Here is a 17,156-nt window from a genome sequence, read left to right as displayed (position 1 = left end):
ACTAATATTTATCTATAATATTGCGGAACACTCAACCTTCTTCAAGGTGGAGATAGTAGGTTGCGAGGTCTTTGAAACAGGAAGCTCCTACTTCTAAAGTGGGAGTAGTTCACTACTATACTTACTTTAACATTTTGTAAATTCATCTTATATGTATGTATAATCCATCATTAGTAAATAATAAGCACGTTACATTAATTTAAAAGTTCATAAGGAGGATACTTTCTATGGCAAAGGTTATGAAAACAATGGACGGTAATCAAGCTGCGGCTGAAGCATCTTATGCTTTTACTGAAGTTGCAGCGATTTATCCGATCACTCCTTCTACCCCAATGGCAGAAGGAGTAGATGAGTGGTCAGCTCATGGGAAGAAAAACATATTTGGTCAACCAGTAAAAGTTGTTGAAATGCAATCTGAAGCTGGTGCTGCAGGAGCAGTTCATGGTTCTTTAGTAGCTGGTGCACTAACAACTACCTATACTGCTTCTCAAGGATTGTTATTAATGATTCCTAATATGTATAAAATAGCAGGTGAATTACTACCTGGAGTATTTCATGTAACTGCTAGAGCACTTGCTACTCATGCTCTATCAATTTTTGGCGACCATCAAGATGTAATGGCTACAAGACAAACCGGATTTGCACTTTTAGCAGCTTCAAATGTTCAAGAAGTAATGGATTTAGCAAATGTAGCACACTTAGCTGCAATTAAGTCTAGAATACCATTTTTACACTTTTTTGATGGTTTTAGAACCTCTCATGAATATCAAAAAATTGAAGTTATTAATTATGAGGATGTAGCTAAACTAGTAGATTATAATGCTATAAAGGAATTTAGAGATAGATCACTTAATCCAGAGCACCCCACTCTCAAAGGAACAGCACAAAACCCTGATATCTATTTTCAAGGCAGAGAGGCTTCAAACAAGTTCTATCAAGAAGTTCCTAATATAGTAGAAAACTATATGAGAGAAATTGAAAAAATTACAGGAAGAACTTATCATCCATTTGATTATTACGGAGCACCTGATGCAGAAAACATTATAGTAGCTATGGGTTCTGTATGTGATACCATCGAAGAAACAGTAGACTATCTAATGGGGAAAGGTGAAAAAGTAGGAGCTATAAAGGTACACTTATATCGTCCATTCTGTCCTACATACTTTATGAAAGTATTTCCTAAGACCGTTAAGAAGATTGCTGTTCTTGATCGTACTAAAGAACCTGGTTCTGTAGGTGAGCCCCTATATCTTGATGTATGTAAAGTATTTTACAATGCTAGTGATAAACCTGTTATCGTGGGCGGCAGGTATGGTCTGGGCTCTAAAGATACAAGACCTTCCCAAATTATTGCAGTATTTGATAATTTAAAGCAAAGTGAACCAAAAGATAGATTCACAATAGGAATCTTAGATGATGTTACCAATACTTCTTTACCTGAAGGAGACATAATTGAGACTACTCCCGAAGGAACTATCAGCTGTAAATTCTGGGGACTAGGCTCAGATGGAACAGTTGGGGCAAATAAAACTGCTGTAAAAATTATTGGAGATAATACAGACTTATATGCTCAAGCATATTTCTCCTATGATAGTAAAAAATCTGGTGGAAGCACTATTTCTCATTTAAGATTTGGTAAACAAAGAATAAAATCACCTTACTTAATTTTCAATGCAGATTATATTGCATGTCATAATAAATCTTTTATATATAATTTTGATGTATTAAAAGGATTAAAGAAAAATGGCACTTTTGTATTAAACTGCCCTTGGAGCGAAGATGAGCTCGAAGAAAAACTACCTGCTCCTATGAAGAAATATATAGCTGAAAATAACATTAATTTCTACACTGTCGATGCTGTCTCAATAGCAAAAAACATTGGTTTAGGCGGAAGAATCAATATGATAATGCAATCCGCATTTTTTAAATTAGCTAATGTTATTCCTGTAAATCAAGCAGTAGAGTTACTAAAAAACTCTGTAGAAAAGACTTATGGGAAAAAAGGTCAAAAAATTGTAGAGATGAATAAAGCTGCTATCGATCAAGGTATTAATAGTTTGCTTAAAGTTAATGTTCCATCTTCATGGAAGGATTCAGAAAGCAAGCCAACTCTAGTAAAGGAAGAACCAGACTTTGTTAAAGAAATTCAGAGACCTATGGCTAGACACGAAGGTGATGAACTTCCAGTTAGCGCCTTTAATGGAATGGAGGATGGAACCTTCCCACTAGGAACTACCGCATATGAAAAACGTGGTATTGCTGTTATGGCTCCAGAATGGCAAATCGACAAATGTATACAATGTAATCAATGTTCATATGTTTGTCCTCATGCAGTAATAAGAGCTTGCTTATTAAATGACGAAGAGAAAGAAAAAGCACCTGATACCTTTAAAACTAAGAAACCTGTAGGAAAAGGACTTGAAAATCTACACTACCGTATTCAAATAAGTCCACTTGATTGTACTGGTTGCGGTAACTGTGCTGATATTTGTCCAGCTCCTGGTAAGGCTTTAATCATGAAAAATGCTGAAGTAGAAATCGAAATGGAATCTGAAAACTGGGAATATGCACTAACTATTACTGATAAGGATAACTTGATGGATCCAAAGACAGTAAAAGGCAGCCAGTTTGTAAGACCATTATTAGAGTTTAATGGAGCTTGCCCTGGTTGTGGTGAAACTCCTTATGTTAAGTTGTTAACTCAACTTTATGGCGATAGAATGATGATTGCTAATGCTACAGGCTGTTCGTCTATATGGGGTGGTAGTGCTCCATCAATTCCATATTCCACAAACTCACAGGGCAAAGGACCTTCTTGGGGAAATTCTCTTTTTGAAGATAATGCTGAGTATGGATACGGAATGTTCCTTGGAGTTACACAAATTAGAGAAAAATTAGCTCAATTAATAAAAGAAGCTGTAAATACGCAAATCAATTCAACACTTAAGGAAGCTTTCCAACAATGGCTAGATACAATAGATGATGGTGAGGGCTCTAAATCAGCTACAGCTAAAATACTAGAAGCTATAAAGAATGAAAACTATGAAAATAATCCTATTTTAAAAGAAATAATGGAGAAAAAGGATTATCTTATTAAGAAATCTCACTGGATGATTGGCGGAGATGGATGGGCATACGACATAGGTTTTGGAGGCCTAGACCAAGTATTATCTACCGGGGATGATATAAATATATTTGTTATGGATACAGAAATTTACTCAAATACTGGAGGACAGTCTTCAAAATCTACACCAACAGGAGCAGTTGCTAAATTTGCAGCAGCAGGTAAGAAGGTTAGAAAAAAAGATCTTGGTATGATGGCTATGAGTTATGGATATGTATATGTAACTCAAATAGCTATGGGAGCAAATATGAATCATACCATTAAAGCAATTGCTGAGGCGGAAGCATATAAGGGCCCTTCTCTAATTATTGCATATGCACCTTGTATCAGCCATGGTATAAAAACAGGTATGGGAACCAGTATGGCAGAAGAAAAGAAGGCAGTAGAATCCGGTTATTGGCATCTATATAGATATAATCCAATGTTAAAAGACCAAGGAAAAAATCCATTTACTTTAGATTCAAAAGAACCAACAAAATCATTTAAAGAATTCATCCATGGAGAAGTTCGTTACTCTTCATTAATGAATGTATTCCCTGACATAGCTGAACAAATGTCAACTGCAGCAGAGCAAAATGCTCGTGAAAGATACGATAACTATAGACGTTTAGCAGAACAACAATATTAATGCAAAAGTTAAACTGAGTACATTAAACATGCTAAACTTTAGTTAGATTTGATTTTGTTAAATGGTAAAAAATAAAAGGAAGTCTTAAGAGACTTCCTTTTATTTTTCATTACTATCTACCCATTCTTTAGCGTTTCTTACTTCGATTTCATTAGGAATAGATACATTAGAAACTGGCTGCATATCCTCAATATTAGCCCATGCAGCAGTCTCATGCTGTTCTATAGGATTTGCCATGAAATGCTCTTTATCTTTAGGCTTATTCTTTTTCATAAAAATCGCCCCCTATTGAAATATTTTCATAATTACTATATTTATATATAGAGTTCTTTGTATGATGCTTTACTTTTATATTTTTTGTTTAATCTATTCTAATATTCATTGAATATTATTCCATTTAAATCTCAAAAGACGGTATCATTTACTAATACTTACGTTCCAGTATCTATTTTTATAATTCTAATGTTTTAAAACATAAAAATTTGGAAACTATTTTAATAGAAATAAATAACAAAAAAATGTTATCATAATATGTATTAACTTTATTATAAGAAAGAAGGATTAATGTGCATAATTATCTTACAGAAGAAGCAATAAATAAGCTTAAAGAAGAAATTGAATATAGAAAACTAGTAGTAAGACGTCAAATAAATGAAGACCTTAAAGAAGCAAGAGCACATGGTGATCTAAGTGAAAACTTTGAGTATAAAGCAGCGAAAAGAGATAGGGCTCGAAACGAAAGTAGAATGCGTTATCTTGAAAGGATGATCAAAACTGCTAAACTCATAACAGATACCACATCTGAAGATGAAGTCGGGCTAGGAAAAATAGTTTCTATTAGATTCTTAATTGATGATGAAGTTGATAAATTTACAATAGTAACTACCATAGAAGCAGATCCTATTAATAACATGTTAAGTATAGAGTCTCCTTTAGGACGTGCTATATATAAACATAAGGTTGGAGATGAAGTTATAATTGAGTCACCCGAAGGAAATTATTCTATTAGAATTGAAGAAATTATGCGTAAATAATGGAGTTTATACAGACTTCATTGTTTTAAACTTATTTATAAATAAAGAGACAGGTTTAACCTATCTCTTTCTATAAAAACTCTAGTGTTTTTTTGGTGCTAAAATCATAATCATATTGTTACCTTCTAACTTAGCTGGCTTTTCAATCATTCCAATATCCCCTAATTTAGAAATAAATATATCAAATACCTTAGTTCCTTGACCAGTATAAATATTTTGTCTTCCTCTAAACCTAATTGACACTTTAACTTTATTCTCATTAGATAAGAACTTTTTAGCATTATTAGCCTTAATCTCTATATCATTTTCTTCAATAGTAGGACTTAATCTTATTTCCTTAATATCAACGAATTTCTGATTCTTTCTGTTTTCTTTTTCCTTCTTAGATTGTTCGTAAAGAAATTTGTTATAGTCCATTATTTTACATACAGGTGGAGTAGCTGTTGGCGAAATCATCACTAAATCTAATTCTTGTTCTCTTGCTAACTCCAAAGCATCCCTAGTATTAACTATTCTACTCTCTTCTTCTCCAACTAATCTGATTTCCCTTTGTCTAATACCTTCATTTAAATTTACATTTTTATTAATAGTCGAACACCTCCAAATTAATATTCTCATTTTTTACTTAAGATAAACAACTTTACTCGTTAAACAATTCAGTTGTAAAGTTCTATATCTATTTACATACAATTATTATTTAACAGTTTAAAATACTTCTATTCTCTTAGAAAAATAATTTATTTCGCATGATTATATAATCATAACATTGTTTACCTAATATAGATACTTTTTTAAATTAAAGTATCTAATAAAAAATTTATAAATCTAATATTAAAAATAAAAAAAAATCAGAACTTCTGCTGGTAATCACAAGGATACGTAAAAGTTCTAACTACATACTTATATTAAATTAAATTGCTTCTTTTTTGATACACATACTATTAATAAATGTATATATATCATTCCAGTTATATACTCTTGTTATTCTATCATTTATAGGGTTTCTATTATAATTGGTATCTATCAACAAAACTTTAAATCCATTTTCAGATAACTGTATAGCATTATCGTAATTATCTTCAATAAATACACTGCAGTTTAATTCTTTTGCTTTATCTACCTTATAATGAGATCCTAATAAAAACAAATCATTAAATGATATATTATTTGTTTTAAGGTATGAGTACGTAAGCATACTCAATGAAGAATCTCTTGCTGTAATAAAGAATATTTTATGATTAATACTTAAGATCTCCAGCACATCTCTAACATTTTCTCTTAACTCTTGTTTTGAGTGAATCTCAAACTTATAGTTCTCATAGAATTCTCGATACTCTTCTTGCTCTACCCCCATTACCTTATAGCAATGATATTCCGTAACTTGTTCTTCGGATATACTCTTATTAAAGAATTTATTTGAAATATCAAGCCAATAATATGGGTCAGTGATAGTTCCATCTATGTCTATACATATATTTAACTGCTGCATCGTTTCCTCACCCTCCTTATCTTCCTTAATTAAATTCTATCAATCAAAAGTTAAACAAATATTAGTATTATTTAAATAAATGTTAAGTTAACTACTTTATTTATACTATTGTTAGAAATAATATTAAGTTACCCTTTTTGACTATACTAAGATTTTATTTTGACAGAAAGTAAAATCTTTAATTTAAAGTATAAGTAAAAACCGTACTGCCTAAACAGTACGGTTTTACTACACACCTCATCTAACCCTGGTGAAGTATTATAGTTTCTAAAATAATCTTTTAAATACTTTAACACCATATAAATGCTCTTTTATTCATTGAACCCACCATGCACCTATAGAGGTGAAGGATTCTTTTTTATAAGGAAGTTTTCTATTATTTATAGGAAGTAAATTTACTTAATTTTTAATAATTCATGAGGCTTTATCTAGAATCTCTTTATTAAGTTTATTTAAATTTTTTACTTCGTATGCTATAAAAATAAATGTTATTACTGATGAAACAAAGTCTGCAACTGGTCCTGCCATCCATATACCATTCAATTTAAAGAAATGTGGAAGTATGAGTATAAGTGGTATAAGCACTACAACTTGCCTTAATAAGCTTAAAAACATAGAGTATTTTGCTTTTCCCACAGCCTGAAAATAATTAACAATTGCTATCTGAGGCCCAACAATAGCAAACATCATAAGGAAAATTGAAATTCCATTTGCTCCAAGATCTATAAGTTTAGAGTCTGTTGTATTAAAGATTCGAATTATTTGAACTGGGAATAATTGAACTACTATAAATGCAATTGTTGATATACATGCATTTGCAATAGCTGAATATAACAATACTTTTTTAACTCTACTTATATTTTTTGAACCATAATTATATCCAATTATAGGTTGTGCTCCTTGATTTATACCTAACATAGGCATTAATATTAAAATAATAATGCTATTTATAAGAGAAAAAGCTCCTATAGCAAGATCTCCACCATACTTTGCCAGACTTGTGTTAATAATAATCGTAACTAAGCTAGCTGCAATCTGCATAGTAAAAGGGGACATACCTATTCCTATTATTTCCTTAATAACAGACTTCTCTAATTTCATATTCACTTTTTTAAGCTTTAAAAGACTTTTACCTTTTGTAAAGTATCTAAATATCCATACTGAGCAAACAGCCTGTGAAATAACAGTTGCCAATGCCGATCCTATTACACCTAGCTTGAATCCAAATATAAACACAGGATTTATAATAAAATTAAGTACAGCACCTATAAGCATAGTTATCATAGCCGTCTTAGGATCACCTTCTGAACGAATAATAGGGTTTAATCCAAATCCTACGTTTTGAAGTACAGCACCTATAAGTAGTATACTGGCAAATTGCTTTGCATAAGGCATGGTTTCTGCACTTGCACCCAATAGTTTCAAGATAGGGTCTAAAAATACAAGCCCCAAAATACTTACAATAATTGTAGTTATGATTGTAAGCACAAAAGCATTACCTATAATCTTTTCAGCCTGCCCTACATTCTTCTGTCCTAGTTTTATAGAAATTACTGCAGCGGCTCCTGTACCAACAAGCATTCCCACAGCCATAATTACGGTAGAAATAGGGAAGGTTACTGCCACACCTGAAAGCGCAATTGATCCTATACCTCTACCCACAAATATTCTATCTACAACACTGTATAAGGCATTAACAAGCATACCTATAACAGCTGGAATAGAAAACTTAAGAAGAAGTTTTCCTATACTTTCTCTTTCTAATTCTTCTGATTCATCCATATTCTGTTCCCCCTTCTGATATTCAAAAATTGCTAAAGACCACAACTTTACGTTCTATACTGACTAATATGTTTAGCTTCCTAAATATATATTTAATTAAAGTATGCTACATTCTTATTTTTCTAAAGCATTAAGATTATTATATAATTTTCTCATCCATAATATGAAAATTACTTTTTCCTCCTCAGAAAATCCTTGAGAAATTATATGTTCAATTTCTTTTATAACTTCTAAAGATAAATCCTTTAATCTACGTCCTTCTTCAGTCAAATATAGTCTTTTAAATCTTGCATCCTGATCATCCTGTTTCCTGTCTATAAATCCTTTTCTTAATAACATATCTACAAGTCCAGAAACAGAAGCTGGTCTCAAATTTAAATTTTTCTGAATTTCTTTTTGAGTAAGTCCATCTTTATTCCAAAGCTGATGCAAAACTAAAACCTGTGATACGGTTAAATCATACTGCTGAAGCTTCTTATCATGAATATTATTGATAGCTCTTTCGACTTTATTAATCCAACACCCAATCCAATCCTCTGGTTTATGCTCCATAATACTTAGCCTCCTAAACATTTCTTTTATAATAACACAGGTATAATTTTATTTCAAGATTACTCAATTGGCACGTTTTACTACCTTACATCGATGATCTCCCCCAACCCGTCAATCCTATTATGCTTAAAGCTAAAAACACTCATGCACTTAATAAAATATAAAAAACCGTACTGCCTAAACAGTACGGTTTTTTCCACTTATGGTGGAGGCGAGGGGTATCGAACCCCTGTCCGAAAGCAGACCAGCCTGATCTTCTCCGAGTGCAGTCTGTACTTTAACATTCCCTCCATGAGACGCTCACAGACAAGCTTCTCACTTCAGTAGCTTCATAAATTCCGTCCTTAGCTCAAAGCTTTGCTAAGTTCGGTTCCCCACTTATTAGCGCCCTATCCCAAGTCGTGGGACTCTCGAGTAGGACGAGCTACACTAAGCAGCTAATGCGTAATTATCGTTTGCGTTTATATTTATTGTATAGTTTTTTAACGCGGGCCCATACGTCCCTCGACTCGCTTCTCAAGCCCATCTTACCCCCGTCGAAGCCAAAACGCCCCCTTATTAGGGTAACATGGCTATGTTATAAACGCACATAAACATCATAATATAAATTTTTCTAAATATTACTAGATGTTAATTATACAATTTTTAGATACAATTGTCAATTAACATCTTTAAGGAGTTATTAGCAATATAATTTAGTAAGAACTTAGGTGGTAAGTCTTACTATAAGGAAATAACAATTAGCATTTGTAACTGTGAGGAGGAATCACTGTCCCTCATCACATAACCTATAATACATTAACTTATAAATTACTTCAATAGGTGTATTATTAGCAAAATTACTAATTTATTAAACATTAAGTAATATTTTAGAAAATAATAAATTTATAATAAAAATTATTATTATAGCAATACTAATTTAATAGTAGGAGAAATTTATACTAAGGAGAAATTGTTATGGGAATTAGAATTATCTATAAAACACTTATATCATCTATAATGATTTGTTTTATGTTAACTCCAATTATATCTCAAGCTATTCAGGTGTCTACACTAAATAAAGCTGATCAAGTATCGAGCCTACTCAGTTTGAATCAGATTTCACTTTGTGAAATGACGAATGCAGAAGATACCTTAATTCTTCATATACAAGAATTCTTTAATAAAAGAAACGATATGTTCTTAACTGGTGATATAGCAGACTTAATTCCTTATTATGAAACTTCTCATAACTATGGTAAGTATTCTCTAGAACATGAAGTAAGAAGAATACGGTACTTAAGAGACTGGGCTGGGGAAAGAGGAATAAAATTTACCTCTATATCATCAAAAGCAAATGTAAAAAGAGCCTCCGTTTCACCAACCCATGCTAAGATTAAAGTAGATGAAGAGTATAAATTTGAATATGTATATAACTGCGATAATGAACCAGTTGTAAATAACTTTGGAATAAATCTATTCCATGCCATAACTCTTAACAAAAAAAATGATAAATGGATTATAACTAGCGATTGGTACTTGGATTGCTTTGATGATGCATTAAAAGGTTATTCATGGGATTTTAAAACACTGCAATTTTCTGAGCCTAAGTCTCAATGTTATGATTTTAGTACTTTCGCACCTCCAACTTTACAAGAAACAGGAACCCCTATTCCTAAAGGAAAGTATAATAGACTTAAAGCTATCGAATATGCTGATAAGTACTGTGGTGTACCTTGGGGAAGTAAAAACAACTTAAAATATAATAAAAAATATAAAAATTACACTGGAATTGGTGGAGATTGCACCAATTATATTTCTCAATGCTTGGGAGATAAAGAAGGTGGAGCTTTAAAACATGATGGAGCTTGGTTTAGTGTCTATAAAAAATATGATGGTGCAGAAAACAGTGCCTCTTGGGTAAATGCAGATGCTTTTAGAAATTATTTGTTATATAGCGGTAAAGGAACCCTTATAAAAAGAGGATCATTCAAAAATCTTATTGCTCCTTCTAATGATTCTCCCAATGGTGCTATAGGAAGACTTCAACTAGGCGATGTAGTGTCCTATGCAAAGGGTAATGATATTGACCATAACGCTATTGTAACAGCCTTTGATTCTCATGGATATCCTCTTATTAACTCACATACTGTTGAAAGGTATCATGTTCCCTTTGATTTAGGTTGGAGTGATAAAAACATATACTTCCATCTTATACATGTTAGATAAATAAAATTTAATAGGTATCGATCCTATTAGAGATACATAACTTCATTCCTTAAAAAATTAATGAAAATAGCCCTCGACATGCCGTGCTTTTTCATTAATTATAAATTCGGTTACGAAGTTGTATATCTATAACTTGAGCCAGATTTCACTTTGTGAAATGACAATAAATAAATTCGTAATTACTTTAAATACCTAAATAATTATTAAAATTAAAGTCTATTTCTTTAATTTATTAATGATTCACTGCAATATATTTATAAGCCTCTTATTTAGGGGCATTTTTTTTTCCCTTATTCATATAATTAATTAAGAGTTTTCTAAAAAGAGGGATAATATTGGAATGGATTTTAATAGTTACCTTACTTTGTATTTTTCTATATCTCCATATAACATCCTTAAAGAATAATACTAAATACTTAAAAAGAACTGCATTATTTCTATATAAAAAGGGTAAATATAGCAAAGCATTAAAGTTTATAAAAAAACATAAAAATTCCTTCACTGAAAACTTCTATTATTCACTACTAATAGAAATATTAATAGAAAGTAAGAAAATAGAAGAATCACTAATAGCATGTGATGAAGCATTAAAATGCAAATGTACAGATAGTGTACTTTATAATAATATAAGCTGGGCATACTTTGAGTCTGGAATGTTAAAAGAAGCAATAGTACATGCAGAAAAATCTATAGAACTTGATCAAAATTTTGCTGCACCCTATGCTAATAAAGGAAACTGCTATTATATTTTAGGAGACCTAAAAGAATCCGTACACTGTTTTAAAAAAGCTTTAGAATTAAAGAAAGAACTACCCGCTGCATTATACGGAGCCGGTTTATGCCTTTATAAATTAAATAAATACGAAGAATCCGAATCACATCTTGTAAAATATTTAAAGCATAATAAAAAATCCATAAACACCTATAAAATGCTAGCTGATATTTACTATAACAGAGAAGATTACGACTCTTCTATATTAATGTACGAAACAATCATATCCTTCAATCCAACTATTCCATGGAGCTATTACGAACTAGGCAACGTTTTATTTCTCAAAGGAGATTTAGATAGAGCTATAAGAGAATTAGATAAAGCTATAGAACTTGATGACAACTCTGCTATTCCTTATTATTACAAGTGTAGAATTTATGCAGTCTTTAGAAATATAGATGAATCCTTTCAGTGTTTAGAAAAAGCAATACTTCGCGAAAAGTATCTACGACTTATTGCGTTAGATGATAATTTTTTAAACAATCTAAAGGTATATTCTAAATTTAAAGATATTGTAGGTAGTAGAAAGGAAGATATTATAGGAGAATTAGAATAAAGCTGACCAAGCATAGAGCATGCTCAGCTTTATTAAGATTTCATTTTGTAAAATGACATGCAATAAGGTCATGCTCTTATATAGAGCATGACCTATTAATACTTCATTCTTTCCTTCATTTGCCTCTCAATATCTCTCTTGTGAGCTTTTTCAAGCATAGTATCTCTCTTATCGTAGTTCTTCTTACCTTTGCATACACCTAAATTTACCTTTACCCTTCCACTCTTTAAGTAAAGAGAAAGTGGAACTAAAGTTAATCCTGCTTGCTGTACAAGTCCTAAAAGCCTTTTTATTTCTTCCTTGTGAAGAAGAAGCTTTCTTTCTCTCAAAGGTTCAACATTAAATATATTGCCCTGCTCGTAAGGACTTATATGCATATTTCTTATGAAAACTTCACCATTTCTAACTTCTGCATAGCTGTCTTTTAAATTCACTTTTCCTGCTCTTATAGATTTTACTTCCGTTCCTACAAGAGCTATACCAGCTTCCATAGCTTCTTCTACAAAATAATCATGTCTCGCTTTTCTATTTTCAGCTAATGTCTTATTATCATTTTTTCTTGCCATAAAATCACCTACTATGGTATTATTATCGTTCCTTTATTATAATATAATACTCTTGTATTAACAAGAATTATAAACTTAATAAAGATAAACAACTTCAATCTTTAAACACTTCATCAAAATAGCCTAGACATGCAATGCTTTTTCTAGGATATATAAGTTCAATCCTTAACGAATTTTAGAAAATAGTCTCGGCATGCAATACTTTTTCTAAAATTCTTAATTCAATATGAACTTGTATATCATGAATTATAAGTTCAGTTATGAAGTTGTGTATCTATAATTCTTATAAAATAAATTGAATGATAATGAAGTCTGTTTAAATTCATTAGAATTTCACTTCGTTCAATGGCAGCAAATGAAGCTGAGCAAGCCTCAAACCTGACTCAATTTAAGTCAGATTTCACTTTGTAAAATAACAGCATATAAAAAGACTATTGATAAACTAACTTTATCAATAGTCCTAAATAAACTAAGCTACATGTTTAGCTTCATTAGATTTTTGTGATTTTGATTTGCAAGCATACCAGTATGGAACTGCCATGAATACAGCTCCCCCAATTATATTTCCTAAAGTAACCCATACTAAGTTGTAAAACATTCCTGAAACTGTAACAGCTTCTGGGTGTGGGAACATAAGTGCAAGAGATAGTATCCCCATATTTGCAATACTATGCTCAAATCCTGCTGTTATAAAAGCAAATATACACCAAAATACTAATATAAGCTTTGATACATCATCTTTCATCTTATAGCATATCCAAGTTGCTGCACATACAACAAAATTACATAAAATTCCTCTTAGAACTGCTTGTTCTATTGATAAATGCATCTTAGTTTCTGCAAGATGTACAATATAGTTATCTGCCAATCCTTTTGCTACACCACTTTTTGCATATAGATAACCTAATAATAGTGCACCTACAAAATTACCCACATAACATACAAAAATAACTTTAACCCAATCAATCCATTTAATTCTCTTTTCTAAAGCTCCAACTGTTAATACAAAACAATTGCCTGTGAATAATTCAGCTCCTGCAAAATAAATAAGACTTAATGCTACAGAGAAAGTAAGCCCCGCTGCTATTTTTGAATAAGCCTTCCCATCTACATTAAAAATAGCTGATGCTGTATAGGAAAGAGCTACACCAACCATTATATAAAAACCTGCAATCAATGATAGAACAAAATATTTTGCGATACTTTCTTGACAAAATTTCTTCTTTTTTTCTGCCGAATGAGCAACTTTAAGAATTTCCTCTTTAAACATAATCTCCCTCAACTTTCTTTTACTTTAATAAATACAAAATAATAATACCTTAAATTATCTTTTTAATACCTTTACTGTAATTGTTTGTGTTTTTTTTAACAAAACATGCCATAAAAAAATAATACTACATTGTTATAGGGCTTTTCAAGTTTTTATTGCATATTCTTGTTTTTTTTACAAATGCTGTAATTGTTTGTGTTTTTTTTAACAAAACATTCTATAAAAATAATACTACATTGTTATAGAGCTTTTCAAGTTTTTTTATTGCATATTCTTGTTTTTTTTACAAAATACCTTCATAAAAATAATACTATAAACCTGTTAATAATTTCAAGTTTTTTATATTATTTAAAGTACAAAAAGCACTGAGTAAAGATAAACAACTTCAATCTTTAAACAATTCCTGAAAATAGCCTCGACATGCAATGCTTTTTCAGGAATTATAAGTTTAATTATGAAGTTGCGTATCTATAAAAACCTCAATGCTTTTCATAGCTTAATTTTCTCTTATTGATATATAGATTAAAAGAAAATTATAAAATTAAAACTCTTCTTCTTCTTCATGCATTATTTCATTAGTTTCTAATGTTTCTTCATTGAACTCTTCATCCTCTAGCTCTTCATCATCAAAGTTTAAACTATATTTATCTAGAGCTTCCTCTGATGGAATTGTAGAAAGTCCTCTTGAATACTCATCTTCTATAATTTCAAAGTAGATTTCTCTATTATCAATCTCTACTTTAGAACATTTAATTCTTACAGAATCGCCTAATCTATAAACCTTTTTAGTTCTCTCTCCAATCAACGTAAGATGCGCTTCATCAAAAACATAATAGTCATCATCCATATCAGTAATATGAACTAGACCTTCAATAGTATTTTCAAGCTCAACAAATAATCCAAATGATGTAACTGAAGATATAATTCCTTCAAATTCTTCTCCAATTCTATCAAGCATATATTCAGCTTTTTTAAGATCGTCAACTTCTCTTTCAGCGTCTTGAGCTACTCTTTCCATTTCTGAAGATTGTTTTGATGCATTATCTACTATTAGAGCTAACTTCTTAGTTCTTTCTTCATCTATCTTACCATGAAGATGTTCTTTTATTATTCTGTGTATTTGAAGATCTGGATATCTTCTTATTGGAGAAGTAAAATGACAATAATATTTTGCTGCAAGTCCAAAGTGTCCTACACATTCTGGAGCATATCTAGCCTGCATCATACTTCTTAAAAGCAGTGTACTTACAACAGTCTCTTCTTTCTTACCTTTTACCATTTCAAGAACGGATTGAAGCATTCTTGGGTGAACATCCTGAGTCCATCTAACTGTATATCCAAGATTATATATAAACTCTTTAAATTTATCTAGTTTTTCAGTATCTGGATCTTCGTGTATTCTATATACGAAAGGAATCTTAGTCCAGAACATATACTCAGCAACAGTTTCATTACAAACTAACATAAATTCTTCAATAATTCTGTTGGCAATTTCTCTTTCATAAGGTTTAATATCAACAGGCTTACCTAATTCGTTTAATATAATTTTTGACTCCTCAAATTCAAAATCTATTGCTCCTCTATTTAATCTCTTTTTATTTAGAATTAAACAAAGTTCTTCCATTGCTTTAAAGTCATCATGAAGATATTCATACTTCTTTATAAGTTCCTCATCTTTATCTTTTAATATCTTTGTTACATCAGTATAAGTCATTCTCTCACTTGTTTTAATGATAGTCTCTGCAATTTCATGATTTAAAACTCTTCCACTTTTATCTATTGTCATAATGCAACTTAAAGTAAGTCTATCTACTTTTGGATTTAAAGAACATATGCCATTTGAAAGCTTCTTTGGAAGCATTGGTATAACTCTATCTATTAGATAAACTGAAGTAGCTCTCTTCAACGCTTCTTTATCAAGAGGATTTTTTTCTCTTACATAGTGAGAAACATCTGCTATATGAACTCCTAATTTATAGTTACCATCTGGAAGTCTCTCTATTGAAACAGCATCATCTAAATCTTTAGCATCTGCTCCATCAATTGTAACCATTCTTACATCTCTTAGATCTTTTCTCCTCTTATATTCACTTTCTGGAATTTCTTCCTCTATATTTTCAGCATAATTTAAAACTTTTTCTGGGAATTCTTCTGGGAGACCATGTTTTTTAATAATAGTTAATATGTCTAGTCCTCTCTCTCCTTTTTTGCCTAAAATCTCTACTATTACTCCTTCTGGATTCCTTCTCTTATCTGCCCATTGTACTATTTCAACTATAACGACGTCTCCAGTCTCGGCACCATTTTTATCATTCCTTGAAATAAAAATATCATTCTGAATTCTTTTTTCTTCTGGAACCACAAAACCAAAATTTCTGCTATCTTCATAAACTCCTATAATAGTTTTGTTAGCTCTCTCAACTACTTGTGTTATTTCTCCTTCACACTTTTTCCCAGCTGCATCTTCTTTAATGATTTTAGCAACTACTCTATCACCATTCATACCACCATTCATAGAAGAGCTAGGAATAAATACATCAGCTAACCCTTCTTCATCAGGTATAACAAATCCAAACCCTCTTTGATGAACTTGTAGTCTACCTGAAACTAAACCTAATCTTTCAGGAAGACCGAATCTATCGTGCTTTGTTCTTACTATTACGCCTTCCTTTTCCATACCCTTTAAAACCTTTTTAAAAGATTTATATTCATCTTTTTTTATATCAAATATGGCAGCAAGCTCTTGTATATCCATTGGCCTATACGCCGGTTCTCTCATAAAACTTAATATTGTTTGTTTTATTCCCATAATAAATCCTCCATTTTCCTCAACGGAATTTCGCTTATATTTTCTCCCAATATGGTTAAAATCATTCTATTTTATTGGTACATTTTATGAAAATTTATAAGCAGGTTTATTATATACTATATATGAAAATAATGTAAAGAAAATATATCTTTACATTACAATAAATGTAAAAAATCAAATTGATTATCTAAATATTTCCTTCTATAAGACTACATAATTTTTAGGTAAATGTACTAAAAAGTACAGGCGACAAATTCACCTGTACTTTTAATTGCTGTCATTTCACTAAGTGAAATCCCACTAAAGACAAAAAACTTCAATTCTTATTCAATTCAGTTATGGAGTTGTGTATCTATAGAGGTTATT

12 protein-coding genes and 1 other RNA gene are annotated in these 17,156 nt (G+C 31.0%); 4 read left to right on the top strand and 9 right to left on the bottom strand.

The features are described 5' to 3' along the window. Positions 1–227: 227 nt before the first annotated feature. Positions 228–3,752 carry a pyruvate:ferredoxin (flavodoxin) oxidoreductase gene (gene nifJ / locus CPJCM30710_RS10890; protein WP_212904201.1) on the top strand — a complete coding sequence of 1,175 codons (3,525 nt, stop codon included), beginning with the start codon at positions 228–230 and terminating at the stop codon, positions 3,750–3,752. 99 nt (positions 3,753–3,851) lie between these two features. On the opposite strand, the gene CPJCM30710_RS10885 is transcribed toward nifJ, so the two are convergent. After that, positions 3,852–4,025, bottom strand: coding sequence for a CDIF630_02480 family spore surface protein (locus tag CPJCM30710_RS10885; protein ID WP_212904200.1), 174 nt, complete (start codon positions 4,023–4,025; stop codon positions 3,852–3,854). Positions 4,026–4,318: 293 nt separating this feature from the next. On the opposite strand from CPJCM30710_RS10885, the gene greA reads away from it, so the two are divergent. Beyond that, positions 4,319–4,786 (top strand): transcription elongation factor GreA, encoded by a 468-nt coding sequence (gene greA / locus CPJCM30710_RS10880; protein WP_212904199.1) that lies wholly within the window; start codon positions 4,319–4,321, stop codon positions 4,784–4,786. An 81-nt stretch (positions 4,787–4,867) separates the two neighbouring features. Here greA and infC read toward each other — a convergent pair whose 3' ends face one another. The 5 genes from infC to ssrA all read right to left on the bottom strand — a co-directional run bounded on the left by infC (position 4,868) and on the right by ssrA (position 9,164). Then, a complete protein-coding gene (gene infC / locus CPJCM30710_RS10875) occupies positions 4,868–5,404 on the bottom strand; it encodes a translation initiation factor IF-3 (protein WP_212904198.1) in 537 nt (178 codons plus the stop codon). A gap of 292 nt (positions 5,405–5,696) precedes the next feature. Then, positions 5,697–6,275, bottom strand: coding sequence for a 5' nucleotidase, NT5C type (locus CPJCM30710_RS10870; protein ID WP_212904197.1), 579 nt, complete (start codon positions 6,273–6,275; stop codon positions 5,697–5,699). A 414-nt stretch (positions 6,276–6,689) separates the two neighbouring features. Next, positions 6,690–8,057: an MATE family efflux transporter gene (locus CPJCM30710_RS10865; RefSeq protein ID WP_212904196.1), complete on the bottom strand. Its 1,368-nt coding sequence runs from the start codon at positions 8,055–8,057 to the stop codon at positions 6,690–6,692. Between the two features lie 114 nt (positions 8,058–8,171). Next, the gene (locus CPJCM30710_RS10860) at positions 8,172–8,609 is read right to left on the bottom strand and encodes a MarR family winged helix-turn-helix transcriptional regulator (protein WP_212904195.1); all 438 of its coding nucleotides are present in this window, start codon (positions 8,607–8,609) and stop codon (positions 8,172–8,174) included. 203 nt (positions 8,610–8,812) lie between these two features. Then, positions 8,813–9,164, bottom strand: a transfer-messenger RNA (tmRNA) gene (gene ssrA, locus CPJCM30710_RS10855). Between the two features lie 402 nt (positions 9,165–9,566). Between ssrA and CPJCM30710_RS10850 the strand changes: the two genes are divergently transcribed. Together CPJCM30710_RS10850 and CPJCM30710_RS10845 are read left to right on the top strand one after the other, a co-directional pair. Then, positions 9,567–10,817 (top strand): amidase domain-containing protein, encoded by a 1,251-nt coding sequence (locus tag CPJCM30710_RS10850; RefSeq protein WP_212904194.1) that lies wholly within the window; start codon positions 9,567–9,569, stop codon positions 10,815–10,817. Positions 10,818–11,152: 335 nt separating this feature from the next. After that, entirely contained in the window at positions 11,153–12,145 is a 993-nt protein-coding gene (locus tag CPJCM30710_RS10845) for a tetratricopeptide repeat protein (RefSeq protein WP_212904193.1), read from the top strand. Positions 12,146–12,240: 95 nt separating this feature from the next. On the opposite strand, the gene smpB is transcribed toward CPJCM30710_RS10845, so the two are convergent. The 3 genes from smpB to rnr form a co-directional block, all read right to left on the bottom strand. Next, positions 12,241–12,711: an SsrA-binding protein SmpB gene (gene smpB, locus CPJCM30710_RS10840; protein WP_212904192.1), complete on the bottom strand. Its 471-nt coding sequence runs from the start codon at positions 12,709–12,711 to the stop codon at positions 12,241–12,243. A 469-nt stretch (positions 12,712–13,180) separates the two neighbouring features. Further along, a complete protein-coding gene (locus CPJCM30710_RS10835) occupies positions 13,181–13,981 on the bottom strand; it encodes a formate/nitrite transporter family protein (protein ID WP_212904191.1) in 801 nt (266 codons plus the stop codon). 541 nt (positions 13,982–14,522) lie between these two features. Beyond that, positions 14,523–16,790 (bottom strand): ribonuclease R, encoded by a 2,268-nt coding sequence (gene rnr / locus CPJCM30710_RS10830; protein ID WP_212904190.1) that lies wholly within the window; start codon positions 16,788–16,790, stop codon positions 14,523–14,525. Between the last annotated feature and the right edge of the window lie 366 nt (positions 16,791–17,156).

The sequence above is a fragment of the Clostridium polyendosporum genome (assembly GCF_018332455.1).
Taxonomy (GTDB): Bacteria; Bacillota; Clostridia; order Clostridiales; family Clostridiaceae; genus Clostridium_AY; species Clostridium_AY polyendosporum.
The sequence above is the reverse complement of the archived record's forward strand: the minus strand, read 5'-3'. Positions and strand labels throughout refer to the sequence as shown.